18 protein-coding genes and 1 pseudogene are annotated in these 21,481 nt (G+C 49.9%); 9 read left to right on the top strand and 10 right to left on the bottom strand.

Annotated elements, in window-relative coordinates:
• Position 1: 1 nt before the first annotated feature.
• Together KB559_RS24915 and KB559_RS24910 are read right to left on the bottom strand one after the other, a co-directional pair.
• Positions 2–490: an RNA polymerase sigma factor gene (locus tag KB559_RS24915; RefSeq protein WP_211026223.1), complete on the bottom strand. Its 489-nt coding sequence runs from the start codon at positions 488–490 to the stop codon at positions 2–4.
• A gap of 108 nt (positions 491–598) precedes the next feature.
• The gene (locus tag KB559_RS24910) at positions 599–1,666 is read right to left on the bottom strand and encodes a suppressor of fused domain protein (protein WP_211026221.1); all 1,068 of its coding nucleotides are present in this window, start codon (positions 1,664–1,666) and stop codon (positions 599–601) included.
• Between the two features lie 342 nt (positions 1,667–2,008).
• Between KB559_RS24910 and KB559_RS24905 the strand changes: the two genes are divergently transcribed.
• Genes KB559_RS24905 through KB559_RS24895 form a run of 3 tightly spaced genes read left to right on the top strand, consistent with a single transcriptional unit; the run spans position 2,009 to position 5,631 of the window.
• On the top strand, positions 2,009–2,758 hold the full coding sequence (locus KB559_RS24905) for a hypothetical protein (protein ID WP_306434210.1): 750 nt from the start codon (positions 2,009–2,011) through the stop codon (positions 2,756–2,758).
• Positions 2,759–2,771: 13 nt separating this feature from the next.
• The gene (locus tag KB559_RS24900) at positions 2,772–4,460 is read left to right on the top strand and encodes a vWA domain-containing protein (protein ID WP_211026217.1); all 1,689 of its coding nucleotides are present in this window, start codon (positions 2,772–2,774) and stop codon (positions 4,458–4,460) included.
• A gap of 43 nt (positions 4,461–4,503) precedes the next feature.
• A complete protein-coding gene (locus tag KB559_RS24895) occupies positions 4,504–5,631 on the top strand; it encodes a toxic anion resistance protein (protein WP_211026237.1) in 1,128 nt (375 codons plus the stop codon).
• 79 nt (positions 5,632–5,710) lie between these two features.
• Here KB559_RS24895 and KB559_RS24890 read toward each other — a convergent pair whose 3' ends face one another.
• A complete protein-coding gene (locus KB559_RS24890) occupies positions 5,711–6,583 on the bottom strand; it encodes a pentapeptide repeat-containing protein (protein ID WP_211026215.1) in 873 nt (290 codons plus the stop codon).
• Positions 6,584–6,800: 217 nt separating this feature from the next.
• On the opposite strand from KB559_RS24890, the gene KB559_RS24885 reads away from it, so the two are divergent.
• Positions 6,801–7,370, top strand: coding sequence for a thymidine kinase (locus KB559_RS24885; RefSeq protein WP_211026213.1), 570 nt, complete (start codon positions 6,801–6,803; stop codon positions 7,368–7,370).
• A 112-nt stretch (positions 7,371–7,482) separates the two neighbouring features.
• Here the strand turns inward: KB559_RS24885 and KB559_RS24880 are convergent, their stop codons facing one another.
• The 4 genes from KB559_RS24880 to KB559_RS24865 all read right to left on the bottom strand — a co-directional run bounded on the left by KB559_RS24880 (position 7,483) and on the right by KB559_RS24865 (position 12,535).
• Positions 7,483–8,397, bottom strand: coding sequence for a DUF5692 family protein (locus tag KB559_RS24880; RefSeq protein WP_211026210.1), 915 nt, complete (start codon positions 8,395–8,397; stop codon positions 7,483–7,485).
• Positions 8,398–8,646: 249 nt separating this feature from the next.
• Positions 8,647–9,897 carry an FAD-dependent oxidoreductase gene (locus KB559_RS24875; protein ID WP_211026208.1) on the bottom strand — a complete coding sequence of 417 codons (1,251 nt, stop codon included), beginning with the start codon at positions 9,895–9,897 and terminating at the stop codon, positions 8,647–8,649.
• Positions 9,898–9,903: 6 nt separating this feature from the next.
• The gene (locus KB559_RS24870) at positions 9,904–10,944 is read right to left on the bottom strand and encodes a helix-turn-helix domain-containing protein (protein WP_211026206.1); all 1,041 of its coding nucleotides are present in this window, start codon (positions 10,942–10,944) and stop codon (positions 9,904–9,906) included.
• Positions 10,945–11,125: 181 nt separating this feature from the next.
• On the bottom strand, positions 11,126–12,535 hold the full coding sequence (locus tag KB559_RS24865; RefSeq protein WP_211026204.1) for a deoxyguanosinetriphosphate triphosphohydrolase family protein: 1,410 nt from the start codon (positions 12,533–12,535) through the stop codon (positions 11,126–11,128).
• 212 nt (positions 12,536–12,747) lie between these two features.
• Between KB559_RS24865 and KB559_RS24860 the strand changes: the two genes are divergently transcribed.
• The 4 genes from KB559_RS24860 (at position 12,748) to KB559_RS24845 (ending at position 15,716) form a co-directional block, all read left to right on the top strand.
• Positions 12,748–13,197: a MarR family winged helix-turn-helix transcriptional regulator gene (locus KB559_RS24860; protein ID WP_247682078.1), complete on the top strand. Its 450-nt coding sequence runs from the start codon at positions 12,748–12,750 to the stop codon at positions 13,195–13,197.
• A gap of 67 nt (positions 13,198–13,264) precedes the next feature.
• Positions 13,265–14,089: an NmrA family NAD(P)-binding protein gene (locus KB559_RS24855; protein ID WP_211026202.1), complete on the top strand. Its 825-nt coding sequence runs from the start codon at positions 13,265–13,267 to the stop codon at positions 14,087–14,089.
• Between the two features lie 238 nt (positions 14,090–14,327).
• On the top strand, positions 14,328–14,672 hold the full coding sequence (locus KB559_RS24850; RefSeq protein ID WP_211026200.1) for a PadR family transcriptional regulator: 345 nt from the start codon (positions 14,328–14,330) through the stop codon (positions 14,670–14,672).
• A 3-nt stretch (positions 14,673–14,675) separates the two neighbouring features.
• Positions 14,676–15,716, top strand: a complete 1,041-nt coding sequence (locus KB559_RS24845) for a hypothetical protein (RefSeq protein ID WP_211026198.1) — start codon at positions 14,676–14,678, stop codon at positions 15,714–15,716.
• 109 nt (positions 15,717–15,825) lie between these two features.
• Here the strand turns inward: KB559_RS24845 and KB559_RS24840 are convergent, their stop codons facing one another.
• The 3 genes from KB559_RS24840 to KB559_RS24830 form a co-directional block, all read right to left on the bottom strand.
• The gene (locus KB559_RS24840) at positions 15,826–16,596 is read right to left on the bottom strand and encodes a YheC/YheD family protein (RefSeq protein WP_211026196.1); all 771 of its coding nucleotides are present in this window, start codon (positions 16,594–16,596) and stop codon (positions 15,826–15,828) included.
• 64 nt (positions 16,597–16,660) lie between these two features.
• Positions 16,661–18,037, bottom strand: coding sequence for a sugar phosphate nucleotidyltransferase (locus tag KB559_RS24835; RefSeq protein WP_211026194.1), 1,377 nt, complete (start codon positions 18,035–18,037; stop codon positions 16,661–16,663).
• Between the two features lie 44 nt (positions 18,038–18,081).
• Complete coding sequence (locus KB559_RS24830; RefSeq protein WP_211026192.1) at positions 18,082–18,915, bottom strand: DUF6492 family protein; 834 nt, start codon at positions 18,913–18,915, stop codon at positions 18,082–18,084.
• 236 nt (positions 18,916–19,151) lie between these two features.
• Between KB559_RS24830 and KB559_RS25330 the strand changes: the two are divergent.
• Positions 19,152–19,976: pseudogene (locus KB559_RS25330) on the top strand (VanZ family protein); the annotation flags it as partial.
• Between the last annotated feature and the right edge of the window lie 1,505 nt (positions 19,977–21,481).

The following is a 21,481-nucleotide window of genomic DNA, read 5'->3' as shown; positions in this document are numbered from 1 at the left end:
TTCATGACCCCTCCTTCAAGAGTTCCTGGATCTTCTGTTTCGCCCGATAAAAAGTCACTCTCGCCCATCCTTCGCTTTTTTCAAACAACCCGCCGATCTGAGCAAAAGACAACTCTCCAAACACTCTCAAGGTAAACACCTCTTTGTAAGGTTCCTTCAGCTTACGCAGCGCCCGGTGGATTCTCATGGTCTCGTCCGTTTTCAGCAGCGCTTCTTCCGGGTTTCCCACACTTGCTACAGCATCTTCCGGTTCCGGGGCATAGCGTTTTTGCTTGTCGAGATGGGCAAAGTAAGTGTTCTTGGCGATTTGGCAAAGCCAGACGCTGAGCTTGCAGTTGCCCTTAAAGCTATCGATGCTTTTCAGCGCCTTAAAAAACGTCTCCTGGGTAACTTCTTCCGACAGTGCCTCGTTCCGGCTTAATGAATACACGAATTGGTACACATCGCGAAAATACAGATGATAGATCTTTTCAAAATCGAAATCAGCCACGCCTTCACATCCTCACGACTATATGACCGGCCTAACCGGAATTCGTTACAAAGATTGCGATAAATTAAAAGGGAGAGCCCTTTTGTGACTCTCCCCTTCGATTTCTCCTCACCCGATCGTATGAGCTACGTTTCCGTCCTGATCGGTAATATGTGTTTTTAATATTTGAACGGCTACTCCTTTTAAGGAGGTCAGGTCAAACCGGCCCTCTTTGGGGATTAGTTTGCCGGAGAGCTCCGCGGCCGCGTTATCGTCCAAGCTGAAGGTGATTTCGTTGTCGGCGCCGGTTTCATATCCCGATGCTTCCCCGGGCGTGAATACGACCCGGACGTCGGGGCCGACAAGACTTAACTTTTTGCCTTTCAAAATACGTCCCCGGAGCAATTTACCGACAATTTCGGCTTGCTTCGCCCCTATTTTCAACGTGGCCGGGGTCTTGCTAAAGAGTCCCTTTTTCCCCGGCTCGAAACCGAGCTGGTCAACAAACAGAAAACCGGTATTAGAGCCGTCCCGTTCCATTCCAGCCTGTACTTCCTCTGCTATGGCGGGAACCTCAAGCAACGATTCCCGTGTCAGATCGGTTATGTATTTAGGCAGATACGTAAGTCCGGTTGAGAGAACCCCCAATGTATTCCAGGTCTGCATCGCCTCCAGCTCATCGCCCGTAATTCCAACCATCTGCAAGAACTCCACGCGGCCGTTCGGCGTATCTATATTCGGAAGCTGTGGATCCTCCACAAAGGCCAGCGCGGTCAGCTTCGTGTCGGCATCCATGCATATAGGGCCGTTAGCGTCCAAATAATCCCCCGCTCTAAAGACGTTGCCGCTGTTAAACACGTATCTCCCCATATTTTGAAGCAGATTCAGCGCCCATCCTGGCGGCTCCTCTTCCTCGGTGTCCCGGACCAGTCGAAAAGTCAATTCAAAGCCGTATCCGCTGTCTTCCGCATGCTCCGATTCTTTTTCGTACAATTCCGTAAATCCATAAGTCACGAAATGCCAATGAGGAACCGGCTCTTCCGCCTTATACGCACTAATTCCGTCCAAGGGATCCGGCCCGCCCAACGCATAAGAAATTAGCGTTCCGTAATGCTTTGGCTCCTGGTCCCCATAGATCTTGACCACCTCTTGATCAATGGCATCCCAGCCTGTAGTTATCTCCAGCTCCTCGCTCATCTCTGGTCCTCCTCTTTCGTCACTTATATAGCAATTCATTAATGATTAAACCTATTATAAAAGAAATTTTGGAGAGTGCAGTTATAGAGGGTGGTTTATAGTAAAAATTAATGCTTTTGACCTAACAGGAAGAATTAGCATGAGAATCCCGAAACGTACATTTTTGAAACAATTTCCATGGTACATCCGTAATAACTCAGAAATAGCAACATTTTTATCGATCTAAATTAGAAACATCTGGGACCCCGCAGTGATTATCTGATAAAATTAGCACAAAGAGCCTTTCGGTCATCTGAACGTGCGCGAAATGGCAGGAATACTTTATGTACTATCGAGGGAGGTGTGAATTTGAACAATTCGAGATTATTTAAACTGCTAGGACTAATTGTCGGTGTGGTGCTCCTGAACATTGTAGTTTTATCACCCGGGTTATTGGGGGTCCAGATCGGTGGAGATAGCGTGATCCAAACCGCATTCGGCGTAACCTTGCTGGTAATCAGTTTCCTTGTGCTTATTTATGGGAGTTATGTCTTGCTGTTTAAGACCTCTGCCCCTCCTCCCGTAAAGGACATACAAAGTCATGAGGATTACATAAACGCTCTCTATCATTACAGGGATATCAAGGTGCTGAAGAAAGATATCCTTCTTGCCTTGGATCAACTGGACAGAATCGACAAGAAAAGGAACACCTTGCTGGATGTGCTGAGCCAGCGATTCGATCCAACCGAATTAAGCTACCAGAAGTTCAAATCCGTCATTTTTGAAGTCGAAAAGCTGTTCTATCTTAATGTAAGGGGCATTCTGAATAAACTCGGCGTTTTCGATGCTTCGGAATTTTCCGCCTTTGCCGCCGAGCAAAATTCAGGAAGGTTCTCCAATAAGCTGGTACAGGAAAAGACTAAGCTATACAACGAGTATTTGGACTTTGTATCCGGGTATCTCGGCGCAAACGAAGAAATTTTACTCAAGCTCGATAAGCTGCTGCTCGAAATGGCCCAATTGGGAAGCGCGGATTATAAAGAGATCGAGGATATGCCCTGCATGAAGGAAATTGACGCACTCATTAATCAAACTAAATTTTATAAGCAATGAAAGGGAGATGAGAATGGCAAAGAAGGGTAAGGCATTTCTGGTGTTGGCAATCATCGCTGCGGCGGTTTTTGCGCTCGTCTATTTTGGAATCACTTTAACGTCTAATCTGGGCAAATCCCAGACTGAGATTACTACCGAAGATGCGGCTAAAAAGCTGGATAAAATGTACAAAAACATTTCAGTCTCTTCTGCAGAACCGCTTAAGGGTCAGATCGACCTGGATCCAGTCAATGTCGGCGACTCTTTGCCCGATATCTCCAAGTTTCCCATATCGGTAGAGAACACGACGGACAGCTTTGTGGAAATCTTCTCTTCACCTGAAAAATCGGGCACCGGAATCGACGGATGGCTGAACGAGGTGGCGGAGGACTTCAACAAAGCGAAAATCACGGTGAACGGAAGCCAGGTCTCCGTCAAGATACGAAATATCGCTTCCGGGACCGCGACGGATTACATCAAATCCGGCAAATATGTTCCGGATGCCTTCACTCCGTCCAATGAGCTGTGGGGTGAAATGGTCAAGGCTCAAGGAATCAAAGCCGAATTAGTCACGGAGCGACTGGTCGGGAATGTCGCAGGCATCGTATCGAGCAAGGCCAAATATGATGAACTGGTGGATAATTACGGCTCCGTCAATATCAAAACCATTACGGATGCGATCGCAGGCAACGAACTGTCCATGGGTTACACCGATCCTTTTGCCAGCTCAACAGGATTGAACTTCCTGGTGACTGCACTCGGGACGTTTGACAGCTCCGACCTGCTTGGCGATAAAGCTGTGCAGGGTTTTGAAAAATTCCAGGCGAACGTACCGTTCATCGCCTCCACTACGCTGCAAATGCGTGAAGCCGCCAAAACAGGGATGCTGGATGCTTTTGTTTTAGAGTACCAGACCTACCTCAACGCAGCGGACTTCAAAAGCGGATATGTATTCACCCCCTTTGGCGTGAGACATGACAGCCCGCTCTATGCGCTCGGGGATCTCTCCGCAGACAAACAGGAAATCATCAAGCAGTTCGCCGATTTTGCCGGGCAAGAGAAATATCAGAAGCTGGCTAAAGACAAGGGCTTTAACGAGCTTGAAAATTATCGTTCCGAGGTTCCGGCCGTTGACGGCACCCTCCTCTCCTCCGCCCAGAAGCTGTGGAAAGAGAAAAAGGACGGAAACAAACCGATCGCCGCGGTATTCGTAGCGGATGTCTCAGGGAGCATGGACGGCGAGCCGCTGAATCGACTGAAGGAATCGTTACTGACGGGACAAAAGTATTTGGGACGTGACAATAGCATCGGTTTCGTATCTTACGCCGACAATGTAACGATCAATCTTCCGATCGGGAAGTACGACACGAATCAGCAGTCCATGTTCGTTGGCGCGATTAACAGCCTTCAGGCCGGCGGGGGAACGGCGACGTTTGACGGCATTGTGGTAGCCATTAAAATGCTGCAGGATGAATTGGCTGCAAACCCGGACGTGAAGCCGCTGATCTTTGTGCTAAGCGATGGGGAGACCAATGAAGGCCATTCGCTCAAAGATATCCGGGGATTGATTGAAAATTATAAAATCCCGATTTACACGATCGGGTACAACGCCAACATCAAAGCGCTTGAAAGCATTTCGAGCATTAACGAGGCGGCCAGCATCAATGCGGATACGGATGATGTAGTATACAAGATCGGCAATTTGCTCAACGTTCAGATGTAATTATATTGAATTCGAGGAGGGGTTTTTATTGTCAGCATTCAGCATGGAAGTCGTAAGTCCCGAGCAATTGAAAAACGCAATCGAGGAGCAGGTCCAGCCTGAACCGGAAGAGGTGTCGGAGCTCCAGCTTTTGGCTTCGAATAACGTCAACGCTATTTTGGAGCTTGATATCGAATCTTTGGAGAAGCGCAAAGAAATCCTGCATTCCATCGATAGCTTCGGTATGAATACGATGAAGTCTTCCTCGGAGAAGAACTCCTTGTTGCAGGTGTCCGTAGGCAAACTGTCCAAAACCGGGGATGACGGCGGCCAAGTCGCCAAGGGCTTGACGGAGCTGCACCTTCAGCTCAAAGATCTGGATCCCAGCGTAGTCGACTTTGCCAAAACCGGATTCTTGGGTAAAATATTCAACCCGCTCCGGAGCTATTTTGCCAAGTTTGAGAAGGCGGATGCCGTTATCTCCGATATCATTGTGTCGCTTGATAAGGGCAAGTCCACTTTGAAAAATGATAATACGACCCTGGAATTCGAACAGCAGGCTTTGCGCGAGTTGACGAAAAAGCTGCAAAAGGAAATACAGCTCGGCATGCTGATGGATACGGAGATCGAGAACCAACTTGAAGCCGCCAAACAACGGCAGGAATCCGAGGATAAAATCCGGTTCATTACGGAGGAAGTGTTGTTCCCTCTCCGCCAGCGTGTCATGGACCTGCAGCAAATGCTGGTCGTGAACCAGCAAGGCATTATGGCGATCGAGGTCGTCATCCGCAATAACAAGGAGCTGATTCGTGGCGTTGACCGGGCCAAGAACGTGACCGTCTCCGCGTTGAAGATTTCCGTCACGGTCGCCAGCGCTCTATACAATCAACGAATCGTTCTGAAGAAAATCGAGCTGCTGAACCAAACGACGGACCAACTGATCAGCAGCACATCAAGAATGCTGAAAGATCAAGGCGCTGCCATCCAGAAGCAATCGCTTGAAACGAGCATTTCCGTGGATACGCTGAAGCAGGCCTTTGCCGATGTGCTGTCGGCCTTCGATTCGATCAGTACCTATAAGCAGGAAGCCCTGCCTAAGATGCGCGATACGATCATCCAGTTCCGCGAAATGGCGGACAGCGGTGAGCAGCAGATCCAACGGCTCGAGAAGGGGCAGCGATTGGGGCTATAAAAATAGCACTTATTTCAACAAAAAACAGGCATCCCGCTTGCGGGAATGCCTGTTTTTTTCTATGCGCTCGGCGAATAACCTATGCCGACCAGTGGCCCGGCCGTTCAAGTCCCGGAGGCAGCTTGGTCGCGGCGTCACCCTTAGCCGCATTTAACTGAACCTGGGTAACGAAGAGACTGCCGGTAAGATCGGCGCCCCGGATGTCCGCATCGCGGAAATCCGCTCCGATCAAGTCAGCCGCTCGTAAATCGGCTCCACGAAGATCCGCCGCAATCAGATAAGCCCCTCGCAGGTTGGCGTATCTCATGTCGGCGCCCTTCAGGTTCGCCCCGATAAGATCCGCTCCCCGGCCCAGCTTCTTCTTTGGCGGATTCAGCGGGCCTTTGTGCCGGCGGCGGGCTTCGCCCCGGACCAGCTCGCTCGTTTGCAGCAGCAGTGAGTTGACCTCCGCCCGGTGCAGCCCTACCTCTACCCGCAACAGCTCGTCCGGGCTCAAATCGGTAAGTCGCAGCGTCTCCTCGAGCGCGGCCTGAAGCTCCCCGTAAATGGACTGCGCAGCTGGCATCATCAGGGCTTCCGTCAGGTACCAAAGCAGCTCATGCAGCTGCCACATCACCGGAAACACTTCGTACATTTGCTTGGCCGATTCCGGAGCTTGGCGCCAATGTTGCCCGCCGAAGGTATCCTGGGAAACTTTTTGCCCGGCGCCGAAGCAATCGTAAACCGTGCAGCCGCGGAAGCCCCGGTCCCGGAGGGTCGTATGAACACCGCAGCGGAAATCCGATTGCAGATTCGGGCATGGCGTACCCGCATCCTTATCGGCCGCAAAGTCTGACGATACCGCAAATGGCAGCGCCACACAGCATAAGCCGAAGCAGTTCTCGCAGTCGCCCTGCAGATGATCCCGGAGTTCGCCGGAGGAATCTATTTTAAATTCATTATTTTCACGCATTGCGTTTATCCCCTTCTGCTACAGCCGTACCATATCCATTTCTTTTTTATGGCAAAAACCATGATAGACTCACTGCAGCCATTTGGCAAGCGGTATTACAAAAAATCCCTTCATTCCATTCTGCATAATGGGCTCACCATCGGCCTGAATTATGATAAAATAATTGTGTTTTGTATATAAAGCTTCAAGCGATATGAATACAGAGAGGAAGTCCCCATTGGCACAGTTGTTTTTTAAATATGGAGCGATGAACAGCGGGAAATCGATTGAAATTTTGAAGGTAGCCCACAATTACGAGGAGCAGAACAAGCCGGTCCTCATCTTCACGTCCGCCCTGGACAACCGGGATGAAGTCGGATATGTCTCCTCCCGGATCGGCCTTCGCAGAGAAGCGATTCCGATTGCCGAAGATACGGATATTTTCGGAATCGTGCGGGATCATAGTCCCAAATTGTACTGCGTGCTTATCGACGAATGCCAGTTTTTAAACGAAGACAGCATTCTCCAGTTGGTCCGGATCGTCGATGAGTTGGATATCCCGGTCATGGCATTCGGTTTGAAGAACGATTTTCAGAATCATTTGTTTGAGGGCAGCCGTCAACTGCTCATTTATGCGGATAAAATAGAAGAAATGAAGACCATCTGCTGGTTCTGTGCGCGCAAAGCAACGATGAACCTGCGCGTCGAAGACGGCAAACCCGTATATACGGGCGAGCAAATCCAGATCGGCGGCAACGAGTCCTATTATCCGGTATGCCGCAAATGCCATACCAACCCGCCATTATAACAGATATCTCTTATGACAAGAGCCCCGAACCAGGAAATTCTGGTGCGAGGCTTTTTTTAAGTAAACTAGTTAGTTTCTCCAGCCTTACAGTGAGCCGGCCGGCTCCGAAGCCTTAATTCTGCTCGGCAATCGCTTTGTAGGCTTTCAAATCGGTATACACTTCAACTTTGAGCGGATTACGTTTATGCTTGGCGATTTTGTACACATGGTATACAAATACCGCGATATTCGCAGCCAGCGACAATGCGCTTACTACCCACAATGCCGTTTCGCTGTGAGAGGATTGCACCGCAAACTTGGATTCCCCGACAAACATCGGGAAGGACATTGTAAACATCATCCAAATTGCCAGAGTTTGAGCCCGATGCTGCAGCCATGCTCCCTTTTTAAAGAAGAAGGCCGGAATCGTACAGGAGATGAGCAATGCGGCCCCTGCGTAGAACGAATGGTCGGATACACAGTTATACACATAGGCGAAATTCCAAATATCATAAGCGATGATCCAAAACCAGAGCTGATCCGGCCAGATCATATCCTTGGACCGGCCCTTGCTGACCACAATCCCCATCCAGCCGGAGATCGTAATAATGTTCAACAGCCCGGCAATTCCGTTCATAATATTCCATGGCCCGCCGATCATCATTACGCCGTCGACGATACCGTTTAAACGAAATACCTGAAAATCCCGGATTACGGCTTCAAGAATATTAACTGCCAGAATGATTGCAGGAAACATCAACACATATTTGTTCTTATCCCATCCTTTGACATACCTTAAAGCCATAAATCCGAGACAGCCCGCCAGTGCGGAATAGACCTTCACCCAATGAAACCAGGTGCCGACGCTGGAACCTTCTCCGGCCGTATTTGGCCAAACAGCAATAGTTAGAACAATCGGCAGAGCGAGAAAGAGTAATATCGAAACCCATTTACTCATTCGCGCCAGTTCATTCACAAGCATTAAGCCTCCGAGCACCACAAACCACATCAGGACGGAGTACCAAGGCATAGCTTCGAATAAAAACATGCATAACCCTCCCTAACTTCTTCATGAAATCGCTTCCTGCCTTGAATATAGCGGTTTGGCGATTTGTCTTCAAATCAGGGAAAGGCTTGCCACACAAGGGCTGGCAGACTTTGCTTTCAAGATAGGTTTACACATCCTATCAGGAGTTCTTTCTATCACAAACCCACAAGGGACGCGGTATTTTTCAACTTAAAGTGTAAACAAATCATCAAAGTAAAATAATCGCGTATTTCGACACATTATGACAGATCAAAAATAGCGTTCCACCAATGCCTTGGCATAAATAATACAATTCTCCAGCGTCGGAAAATTCATGATCTCCCCGGCAAAATAGATGCCGTACTTCCCTTGCGCACGTTCAAGCTGGGTATAGAATCCTCTTTGCAGTGCCGCCGTATCCACGTGCGGGAAATGGTTCCAGCATTTCATCATGTAGAGCCGGATATTCTTCCCTCCAAGGCTGGCGAGCGTGGCTTCAATACTCTCCCGCATCTCCGACTCGCTCATCTCTTCATTCTCAGCCACGTAAATGGTAAGAAGATCGCTCTCCTCCAGATCCGCCCACCTGTAATACCAGGCCATCATTCGTCCTCTGTTGTCCGGTCCCATATTCCCCGGAATGTAACCCGACAGCTTGGGGATGTTGTCGACCCTGTAAGCATAAACCCGGAATCGTTCGTGGAATATTTTCTTAAGCAGCTTGCGGTCTTCCTCCTCCAGATCAGTCTTGTCCGGCAGGTCCCGCAGTGAGGCCGTGTAAATCACTTTGTCAAAATAGAGATTCCCTTGATTCGTCTCCACCCTCACTTTACCCGGCGCCTCCCGCGCAATACGATTCACCTCGCAGGTGAGCCGCAGATCGGATGCCCTGTCGCCCATGCATTTTACCAAATCGGTTACTCCCTGAGGCCAGGTGATCATCGGTGTAATCTCAATGAAAGACATCAGATTATCGAAATTGAGCAGCTTCATGACATAAGCAGCGGGAACCTCATCAATGCTGCCATAACCAAAAGCGCTGAAATAGTGCATGAACACCTGTTTGAGCACGAACAGCCCATTTTCATCGCACCAGCAAGCGAAAGGCTTGCAGAGGTCCGAGGGAATATGCTCCAGACCGGGAGCTTTAAGCGACTCGTATCTGCCAAACAGTGCCGGCAGCCGCTTAAACTCTTTGGCAAAATCCGACATCTGCTCCTTTGGAATCTGCGAGATTTTATGCCCTTCCCTGTTAAAAAAACCGCGCTCCAGCAAAGGGCCGCTCTCTTTCAAACCGAACTCCTTCATGAGCTCCATCGTCATCTTATACGACGGCAGTCCGATTAAAGCCCCCATTTCATAGGTTTTTCCCTTATATTCAATCGAGTGGCATTTGCCGCCCACCCGGTCTTCTTTCTCCATGATCGTCACATGAGAATAACCTTTCTTGGCTAGTTCATGGGCAAGCGTAACCCCGGAGATTCCCGCACCCACGATCCCGATTCTTTCGTCCCTGACCATAAATTGTCATCTCCTTGTATATAACCAGAGCGGCAAAGGCTCCTGGACGCCACTGTAGTCGAGCACCATATCGGATGGGGTCTTCCCGGAATGGGCTTCACCCCCAAGCGGGCGTTGATAGTTATAGTAGTTCATATATTCATTCAATCGCTGATCCAGCATTTCAAAAGATTGCAGCTCCCCGTCCCGCCAAGCGGGTTTGTAAAACTCCCGGTTCAGAATCCCGGTAAACTCGTGCAGCGGCTGGAATACTTCCGGATGATCGGCGCTGCAAGCGTTGAAATTAATACCTTGCTTATGTAAATATTCCGTATACTTATGATTTCCCCGCTCCCAGGCTGTCGAGAATTCCTGGCTCTTGTTAGTGACCAGATTGTCGATTCTCAAATGAAAGGTTCTCAGCAGCGGTATGATCTTCATGCGCATGAATTCGACCAGATGGATCGTTGATTTCCGATTGTACAGCTTTACTAGCGCCAGATGAGAATAGGAATCTATTAGCACGTATTGATACACGCTTCCGACCTTCGGGAACCTGCCTATGTACTGAATAGCTTGAAAACATATATAGCCGGGGTACGCATGATTCGGATCCTTCATCTGATAATCCAACTGAGGTTCCTTTCGCTGGATTACCGTGGGGCTTGATTCCCTGCCAGACCCTGCTTTCTTCTTCGCTCTCGCCTCGCTTGCATACCGCTCACGATCCTTCCTCCGGCTCAGCCCATGTCTCCGCAGCACGTTATATATACCGGACTCCCCCGTCTTCACTCCTTCATCCTGCAATTCATAATAAATCCGTCTTGGCCCATCCTGTGGAAAACGAATAACATATTGCAAAATGATTCTTTCAGTTTTTCTGTCCACCTGGTTTGGCATTGCCGGCTTGCGTTCTTTCCTTTCCAGGCCGGCTATTCCTTGCTGCGTATAGGCGTTATACCAGCGGTAATACAGCGTTCTTGAAATCCCGAATTCCTTGCAGGTTTTAGCTATATTGCCCCCGGTCATTCCATGTTGAATCACCTGGTACTTCTGGTTCTCATTCAAAGGTGTGTCGCCCCCTTTTCTTTACCGCCCTATTACATATCATGTTAGTGATACTGCCGGTATCCATCAATGAGATGAGTTACATATCAATCGCTGATTCAAGAGTTAAAATCGAAGAAAAAAAAGGTATGACAAGAGCCCCAACCTTGGTATAGGCTTGGGGCTCTCTGATGTGTCTCCACTAATCCATATCGTAAATCGTTCCGACTTTCAGTCCGTACAGCTCGTTGTAGATTTTTTCGGCATAGGCGTCCGTCATTCCCGCAATATAATCGATAATCATATGTTCCCAAGTCCAGATCGGATGAGCCTGCTGCTGATCCCGGTCGAACCGGCGCAGCCAGTCTCCGGGAATGATCGACTTCGAGGTGACCGGATCGACAAAAGCGTCCCACAGCCGTTTGATGACCCAGGCGCTCCGCTTCTGCAAACGCTGAACCCGGAGATCCCGGATCATCGTCACCCAGGCAAAGCTCTTGAGCACGCTGACCGTACGCAGCATATCATCGTCTTCCCGGCCTTCCCTCACAAAGGTGACCTTCTGCCAATCGCCATCCGCCACCACGCCCAGGCTCCCTACGAACAAGCTGACCCAATATGCCTTTACCTCCCGCCGTGTCCGGGAATTGTCATGGCCGCAAATCGGCATTTTCGTCTTCCAGACGTTCAGGAACGAGGTAAGCACTTCCTCTACCTTGAGCTGGATGCGGTCCGGCGTCCAATTGTCCCAGAACACATCCTCCAGAGTCATGATCTTCTCAACGATCAGCCGCTGGATATGCGAATCGAACAAAAAGTGCTCGTGAACTTCGATTTTGCCCGCTTTGATTCCGTCTTCGAGGTCATGGGCGGAATAGGCGATATCGTCGCACAGATCCATGAGCTGTGCTTCAAACGTCTTCTTCCCCCGGGGAAGCCCCCATTGGTCCCTTATATAGGAAATATACTCCCATTCATGCCGGTAAAGGCCCTTTTTGTTCTCCGTTCCGGGATAGGGGTACTTGTTGGTCCCCAAAAGGACCGCATCGGAAAGGTTCAACCCGTCGATGTTTTCCCGTTTCTCCAAGAACATCATGAGCCGGAAGTTATGGGCATTGCCTTCGAAATGCTCGTATTTCCGCCGGAACGCTTCGCGGGTACGCGCCTCTTCTTCCGCCGAAGCGTTTCGCCCTTTCAGGTCCTGGCTGATCTTCTGCTCGATCAGATTCTCTAAAATGTTCTCCAGCACCTCTTCCCCTTTATGTCCAAAAGGAGGATGCCCGAAATCGTGGGAAATCGCCGCGCATTCCACCACTTCCGGATCGATGATCAATCCAGGGTGTTCCGCAGCCTCCGTCGCCACCTCCGGGTATGCCCGGATCAGGCTGCGCGCCGCCTCGCGGGCGATTTGCGCCACCTCGAGCGAATGGGTCAGCCGGGTGCGGTAGTAGTCGCCGGTTCCGGCGCCAAACACCTGAGATTTACCCTGCAGCCGGCGAAAGGTCGGCGAATGGATCAGCCGGGAATAATCACGCTCGAACGTCGCGCGGTTGGTCTCATGCCCGATATTGTCCGGATACTGTCGGTGCTGTCTTAATTCCTGAATATTCATAATCTGCACTCCTTTTATCACTTCAGCCCTATTATTGGCGGAATCTGGCTTTACGTTACATGCGATATGATCTGCTTATGTTATTGTAGCCGTCCAGAGGCCGAACTTAAAGCCTGTTTATAAGAACGGTTGTATAAAATTGACATATTATCCGCTCTGTAGTACGATCCACTTAGTTAAACATTTAACTAAATTACGGAGGATTTAAACCATTGACTATTCAAAAGTATGTGACGAAACAGCCTCTGGAGGTCCAGACCTTTTTCGCCATGGTGGATACGACCGCTCATCTGGTAGCGGCTTCCGAGAAGTATTGGGTATCCAAAAATCTAAACGGAGCTCGAATCCGAATCCTGGTTGAAATCGCCAAAGCGGGCGGAAATATTCTTCCTTCTGTGCTCGCCGGCCGGATCGGCGTCACTAAGGCAAATATCAGTGCCATGTTGATACCGCTGGAACAGCTTGGCTATATTCATACTGCAAGCCATCCCGAAGACGGCCGTAAGCGCCGCATTATCCTGTCAGCGGAAGGCGAGCGGCTGCTGCACGATGTCATGCCGGGAAATCGCGAGACGATTACGGAAAATATGAAGAGTCTGGACAAGGAGGAACTGAAGCAGTTGCTGAGCCTACTTCATAAATTGCGCAAGAAACTTGATTGAAAGTTTCTTGCGCCTATTTAGTTAAACATTTAACTATTTCAAGCCAATATGGAAGGATGGAAACCGAATGAAACTCATCATTACCGGAGCTACGGGTAATTTGGGACAACATATTCTAGAGCTGTTACTGAAAGTCGAGTCTGCTCAAAATATTGTGACCAGCCTGCGCCGCCCGGAAGCCGGCAAAGCATGGAGCGCTCTCGGGGTGGAAGTGAGATACGGGGACTACGACGACCCCGCTTCCCTGGAATCTTCCTTTTACGGAGCTTCGAAGCTGCTCTTGATCTCTTCCCCCCACCAGAACGATGAAGTTCGTTTACAGCAGCATCTTCATGCCGTTGAAGCAGCGCAAAGAGCAGGCGTGGAGCACCTCCTCTATACAAGCATCGCCCGGCCGGAACAAGGGAAATTGCCGCTGCACCAGCTGCATTTGCAAACAGAACAAGCGATTAAAGAGTCAAAAATCCCATACACCCTCCTGCGGAACGCCTATTATATGGATATCCTCAAATTTCTGGGTGTCCGGGAGGCGGCCGTAAGCGGAGATCTCATCACCCCGCCGGGAGAATGGGTCTTCAATACCGCGGCCCGGGAAGACTTGGCTGCGGCGGCCGTAACGATTCTTACCGGGAAAGGCCATGAGAACGCAACCTACGAACTTACCGCGCCTCACACTTGGAACATGGAAGATCTGGCGAATGCCCTATCGGAGGTGACCGGACGCTCCGTCGTTTGCCGGACCTCCCCCGACTACTCCAATCCCGTCTTTCAAATGCTCAAGCTCGCCGACATGTCTTACGTGTCGCCCGATTTGGCGAGGCTGGCAGGCTCCCCGCTCCGCTCGATCAAGGATGAGCTTAGGACGATGTTTGGGGCAGGCCTTCAAATATAGAACGTGATAGACCATATTGAAACACCGTAAACAGCAATGGAACCTCTGCTTCGCGCGCGTAGCTCCCGAACGCGTCCGCGAAGCCGCGTTTGGCGCATTCATGCCCAGGCGTTGCCTCAGGGCTCCTTTGCTGTTTTTTGCATACAAATGTATGCCTGTTATTATTTTGTATAAAATTATAATAGACCATTTACAATAGTGTGTGTCATACAGTATGATTACATCAGGAGTTGATAATATGGCTGACGTAGCAGAAACAATACAAGGATTACTAAGCGAACTGAGACGCGGAACGATCATTATCGGGGTTCTCAGCCAGTTGTCAGATCCCCAGTACGGTTATTCGCTTGTCTCGGTTCTCGAAGAAAAGGGAATGAGCATTGATCCCGGAACCCTCTATCCCCTGCTTAGAAGGCTGGAGAAGCAGCAATTGCTGGAGAGCAGCTGGGATACGAACGAAGCCCGCCCCCGCAAATATTACGTGCTGACGGAGTTCGGTCGTGCTGTATATTCGGGATTATGCCGGGAATGGCGAGAGCTCACCGCAAGTATGGAGAAAATTGTAGACCTTGAAGGAGGTTAATCGATGGAACTAATCGACCGTTATGTTTATGCAGTAGTACAGAAGCTGCCTGAGCAGCAAAGAAATGATATTCGCAAGGAGCTCTATGGGCTGATTGAAGATATGCTTGAGGAACGGTCCCCCCTTACCGCGCCTTCCCGCGAGGATGTGGAACAGGTGCTTCAACAGCTCGGCCATCCGAGCGTCATGGCGGCCAAATATCGGGGACACGAAAGATATTTGATCAGCCCGGCTCTATTTGACTCTTACCTGTCCGTCATCAAAATCGTCTTGATGGCCATCCTTCTTTCAATGAGCGTCGTTTTTGTCATTGATTGTATCATTGAGCCCGCACCGATTCTCGACCACTTTATCGATTATCTTGTGTCCTTGATATCCGCTGGTTCCCAGGGTTTCGTATGGGTAACGGTTATCTATGCATTCATCGATTACGGAGCCCATAAGAAATATGCAGGCCATGGCGATATGTCTAAAAAGTGGTCTCCCGCCGACCTCCCCCCTATTCCCGATCCTAAATCGCAGATTAAGCTTTCGGAGCCGGTGGCCGGCATTATTTTTACAGTGCTGTTTACAGTGATCTTCATGTTCGGATCCGAGCTCATTGGGGCATATCGGTTTCACGACGGTCTCGTGACCTCAATTCCGCTTATGAACTCCGACGTCATAGGCAAATACCTGCCTTTCATCGGCGTTTTGGGAGCGTTAGGCGTCATGCGGGAAGTTCTGAAGATAATTGTTCGCCGCCGAACGTTGACGATCCTCACCTTCCATATTTGTCTAAGCCTGCTGGGACTGGTCTTTGCCGCTATTTTGTTGAACACGCCGGGTTTCTGGAACGACGATTTCCTGAGTCAGCTTCAGGCCGTCGGATGGGCTCCGCAAGGCGGCGAGGACTACGAGAACCTCAAGTCGATATGGTTTGCGGTCACCCATAACCTTATCTATTTTATCGGGCTCTTCACGATCATTGACCTTGTTTCCGAAGTGTATAAATGGTTCCGTATCAGAATGCCGGAGGAATCGGGAGCTACGACCATAAGATAAAAAGAGCTTCTCACGCAGATTTTAGATAATTAATAAAGCGTATGGCAGATGGATGAGGCATCCGGGACCATACGCTTTTTTTCATACCAGAGTCATCATTAATGAAGGATCAGGACTTTCGCTTTCCAAGCGCTCGCCGATAGGCCATAACTTTCCGGTACATGGATTTATCCTTTAACTGGTTGAAAATATACGGATCCGGATTGGTGTTGACCTCAATGATCCAAGGGGTCAGCGTACGGTCGAGTCCCACGTCTACGCCCAACTGCTTGAAGCCGAGATTTTTCTTATGATAAAACCGGCCGATATCTTCCCCCAGCTTTTTCAAGCGCCGGATTAATTCAGCCTGACGGGCCGAATTCATATGTGGAGATAGAAGCTTCTCTATAGAAGTCGGTTTGCCCCCGTTGTGATAATTGGTAACGATCTTGCCGGACTGGGCCACCCTTCCGATCATGCCTGTAGTCTCCCATGTCCCCTTGGGACTGAGCTGAACCATGACCCGAAGGTCAAATCGCCGGTCTTGATGCTTCAGCAGCACAATCCCTTTTTGGATCAGATAGCTTCGGCTTCCGATATGCTTTTTCAATGACAGGTAAAAGGCCTCGATGTCCGACTTTTTTGTTTTCTTCGTATCTCTTTGGTATTGGTATAGCGTTCTTCCCGATTCCGTGACAACTTCGGCTCGCATTACCCCGTTGCCATAGGTCCCGCGCTCAGGCTTGATATAGACCATTTTGTATTTTTGAAGCATCTTTTTCAGGTTCTCCCTGCTGAACCGAACTGTTTCCGGAATCAGCGGCGAGATCGCGGTGCTCCGCATCAATACTTTGGTTTTAATCCATTTGCTTGTGAGCGTGGATCCTCCTGATCTCCCCATTCTATTTCCTCCAGTTTTATTTGAATTTGAATTTGAATTTGTATTTGCATATTGCCGTGACTCACTATTTCCGGCCATCCTTCTTATCAGGGATATTCCAACCCAACACCGGAGGCATTCTCACGATATCCTCTTTTACCGGCGTTGCCCCGCTTTCGACTTGAATGAATTCCAGCAAAGTGAGCGCTTTTATGCCGTGCGGAATCCCCGGAGGGATGATTATGCTGTCGCCTTCGGACAAAGAATGTATCTTCCCGTCCAGCGCATACTCTCCCGAACCGGAGATAATCGTCCATGCCTCGATCACGCTGCGGTGCCGGTGGTAGCTGGTATGCTTGCCTGGCAGCATTCTGATCTTCGAGATCACCGTTTCCCTGTCCCCGTCCGAACGGGAAATGTCCAGGATGGAGATGCTTCCCCACCTCTTCTCCTCATACATGGGAAAAGAAGCCCCAGCCTCCAGTTCGCTCTTGATCCGGCTGGCCGCACTCTTTCCCGCCACGAGAATACCGTCTAAACTTGCCGCGACGATTAACCCGGGAGCCCCGACGACGTGGATCGGAATGGCCAGCTCATTGACCAAATGGGTACCTGCGGAGTCCTCGGATATTTTCCCTTTGCCTAAGCTGCGGCTTAACAGATAGCGGGTGAGCTCATTCCAGTTGCCAAGGTCGTTCCACATTCCGTCATACGGCAGAACAACAGCCCGCTGTGTTTGTTCCGCCACCTCGCGGTCGAAGCTTTCCTGTGGCATGCTGTCATAGCGATTTAGCAGCCCCTCGTATAACGGCTGAATTCCTCTGTCCGCCATACAGGACAGGAGATAGCGCAGACTGCAGGCAAAGACGCCGCAATTCCACAACGCGCCTTGCGAGATCAAAATCTCCGCATTTGCCTTGTCCGGTTTCTCAACAAATGAACCGACTTCCGCATAACTCCCAGCCGAGTATTTGGATTTCGGAACGATATAGCCGAAGGCGTCCGAAGGGAATCGCGGAACGGTGCCAAGCAGTGCCATGTCTGCCCCGGAATCCGCCAGGGCGGCAGGCATTCGTTGAAGCAGCTCAAAGAAGGAGGGCTCGACGAAGGAATCGACCGGCATCACGATCACCGTCTCGTCAATTTCCGCCCCTGCTACGGAATGCAAGTATGCCGCCGCCAGGGTGATCGCGGTAAAGGTACCCCGCTTCTGAGGTTCGCCGAGGACTGGTATGTCTCCACCTATATGGTGCCTTGTTATTTCCACCTGGGAATGATGCGTGACGATGCAACAGCGCCCCAGCAGTCCCGCCTGCTCCAGCCCGCGACATATTCGCTGAATCATCGATTCCATCCCGCCGTCCGGAGACCTCAGCAGCTTTAGGAACGCTTTGGATCTTACTTCGTTCGACAGCGGCCACAGCCGCTTGCCGGAACCGCCCGACAGGAGAACAATCCGCAAGTTCTATCTCCTCCCCGTCATCCTTTGAATTTTCCGCCAGGCTCTTATTTGCGGCGGGCGCGACTCACGCCAGGCGTTCTCACATACCCTTTCCGTTTATGAAAAGACAGCGAACGATACGTTTTGGCCAATCCGGCAAGCCGCTGCTTGCCGATTTCGCCGGGACTGCCGTGCAGGCTTTTGTTGCGCGCTTTGCGGAGCAGGGTCCGTGCCCGGTCCGTGGAGTAGACGTAATTGCCGTACGTTTCATATTCCGAGAAGGCAAACTGTTTGCTTCTATTCATGCTGGTAATAATAGCCTTGTACCATGGCATTCCGTGTCTGGCTTCGATCTCTTTTTTCATACGGGACAGCTTTGCCTTATCAAACAGCATATAGTGGGTTACGAAAGAAGAAGACGAGGATACCTTCCGGCCCATGAGTCTCCTGTACGTCTTAAAATACTCCGGCTGGCTCCAGTTCCGGCAATAAAAAACACTCTTTCCCCCGGAACGGAAGCTGTGCGGCGTAATCAGCACGGTGTCGGCATCGATGACTAGAAAATAATCACTACCGCATAACCGGTCCCCGCTCAATTTCAGCAGCTGCTGAAACAGCCAGCCCGACCGCTCCCACTTGGCCGAGCCATAAGAAATGTCCCGCTTGGTCAGCGGCAGAACCGTATTCTCGTCTACAAATCTGCAGCCTTTGACACGGCAAAAATCCATCATTCTTTTCCTTTTGGGAGCGATGATAATAATTTGGCCGATAGGATGCTGCACTTGTGCTCTTACGGCATCAATTACATAGGGAAGCGAACCGAGATCTTTTTCTATTGCCGGAATCAGCACATCAATTTTGACGGCAGCATGAATGCGGCCGGTCCTGCTAAGAGGCATAGCTTCATCTCCATATCCTAAAAGATGCTAATAGCATATGTATCCCGGGTGCCTTGCGAATGGTCTTATGCCGGAGAGGGCTTCAATTTTTAAACTAAATTTAAACCCGGCCTTAAACTCCGTATGTTAAGATGATAAGCAGCGTTGAAACGAAGCTTTTTTTTCGAAGGTTTCAGAAACTATTTCGAAGCTATTTCATTTAGTAATTTGATCATATACGAAAGGTGTCCATTTCCATGTTTGAGTCCTACCTGTTTCCTATCGCTTATGCCTTTATGGCATTTCCTGTGGCCGCGTTATTTTTTACGCTTCCGTTTCTCGTCGTGCAGTACCGCAGACACGGTTACATTAACAAGGTCCGGGCTTTTGTACTCTACCTGTTTCTGCTCTATCTGATGAACGCCGTATTCCTGGTGATGCTGCCCTTGCCCGCCACCCGTCACAATCTGCCGCTGAGCGCGGGTACGATGCAACTGGTGCCATTTAACTTTATCCAGGACATACTAAGAGAAACCTCTGTCGTTAAAGGAGTTCCCTCAACCTATCTACATTTGCTAAAAGAGCGCGCTGTTCTCCAGGTATTGTTCAACGTGCTTCTAACCGTTCCGTTTGGAATGCTGGTCCGTTACTATTTCCGGATCGGTCCTTTGCGGTGCCTGCTGCTCTCCTTCCTGTTGTCCCTCTTCTTCGAGGTGACGCAACTGACCGGAATATATGGTTTGTACGATCATGCCTACCGGGTGTTCGACTTGGATGATCTGATGACCAACACCCTTGGAGGAATGATTGGATTCCTGGCCGCCGTGTGGCTGTCAGGACTGCTACCGCGCATTGAACATTTGGATAAGGGAGTGGATCTGTCCACCAAAAGAGTCTCCTACACCCGGCGTGGTCTGGCATTCATGTTCGATTTCGCCATCTGCATCATTCTCATGACAATATGCTACACACTCCGAATTCCGGGTGCCTATTTTGTATCGACGGGATTGTATTTCATCCTGCTCCCCTACCTGACCGGCGGCTGTACGTTCGGTAAATGGCTGGTGCGGATCAGGCTGATCAGGAGCGCCGGAACAAGCACTGAATCCAAAGCGGAGCGCTGGAGTGGAATGGATCGTGCCATGGGCGGGTCCGGTGCGAACAGTGTGCCGGGCGCTGGAAGAGGTCTTGGAGCGGATAGAGCGTCGAGAGTGGATGGGGTGCTTGGTGCTGACGGAGCTCTGAGAGTGAATAGTGCGAATAGTGCGGATAGTGCGCTGAGAGCGGATGGTGCTCTTGGTGCAAATAAAGTGCTGAGAGCGGATGGTGCTCTTGGTGCAGATAAAGCGCTGAAAGCGGATGGGGTGCTTGGTGCTGACGGGGTGCTGAGAGAGAATAGTGCGGACGGTGCGGAAGGAGCCTTTCGTGCAGACAGTTCTATTGATGCGGACAGAGCGCTTAGTACACAAAAGGCCCTTCGTGCAGACAGTTCTCGTGGTGCGATCGGTACGCCTAATGCGAGTAGTGCGGCGGGGAGCGTATCGGGTACAAAACAAATCAGCAACGTTCGTGAAGCGGGCGATCCAACCCGGATCACGCTGTTTGCCCTTATTCTGCGCAACGGTATGCTTTATTGGGTACTGTTCGGTTTAAACCGTATGATGGCGTTCTCGTCCAGCGAATTCCCGGGAATATCCCGATTTCTGCTCGGAATGCTCGTACTGACGATAGACTTATGGTTCTTCATTCATTTGGTCAAGCACTTGTTTCAAAAGGATCCCCAGCTGTTCTATGAAAAAATTAGCAAAACGCAGCACAAAATTATGTGGAAACCGTCTACCGATATCCACGGAGAAAAAGCTTAATCTGAGTTCTTCGTATTCCAGTAAGTGGGCAAAACGTTCCTCCGAATAGACCCAATCTCGCCATAATCACAAAAATAACTGTAAAACCTACAGCTATTTTTGTGTTTTTTCGTCTTTCTGTCTTTTAACTGTAAAACCTGCAGCTAATTCAACTCAAAACGGGAAAAACGGGGCCAACCTTCTAATTTAGTTGTAGGTTTTACATCTAAATTCACAGATGACATCAGCCAACCAAAATTAGCTGTAGAAATTCCATCTAATTTCCCCAAGTTGCAGGTTCGTAGTTAGTGGATTAGCGATCGACAGTCGAGGGTTTCACCAGTTTTTAAGTAATCAGAGGTTGTGACGGTTTGTGAGCGGTGCGAGGGGTGTGAGCGGTGCGAGGGGTGTGAAGGTGTAGTTACTGGCTATATGATCATCAGTCGAAGGTTTTTCAGTGACTTCCTAATAATCAGATGGGTGCGCGGACATAGTTAGTGGAACTGCAAACCGTTAAACGTTAGTGGCTTAATCGAGCGTGCTATCTCATCCAACTCTCCTCTGACATTCCTCACCATCCTCCGCTCCAACAATAATAAAAAAGCCGCCCCAAGGGTAAACTGGTACCCATAGTTTGGACACTTTGAAAAAAGGTGTTCAGGCTGTGGGTACCTTTTTGTATACTGGAATAAGCATCGGGGGGGGATTGCATGAGCAAGAAGAGATTTACCGAAGAGGACCGT

The organism is Paenibacillus sp. Marseille-P2973, from assembly GCF_018101095.1.
GTDB lineage: Bacteria > Bacillota > Bacilli > Paenibacillales > Paenibacillaceae > Fontibacillus > Fontibacillus vini.
Note: the sequence above shows the minus strand (reverse complement) of the source record. Positions and strands in the feature narration are given on the sequence as shown.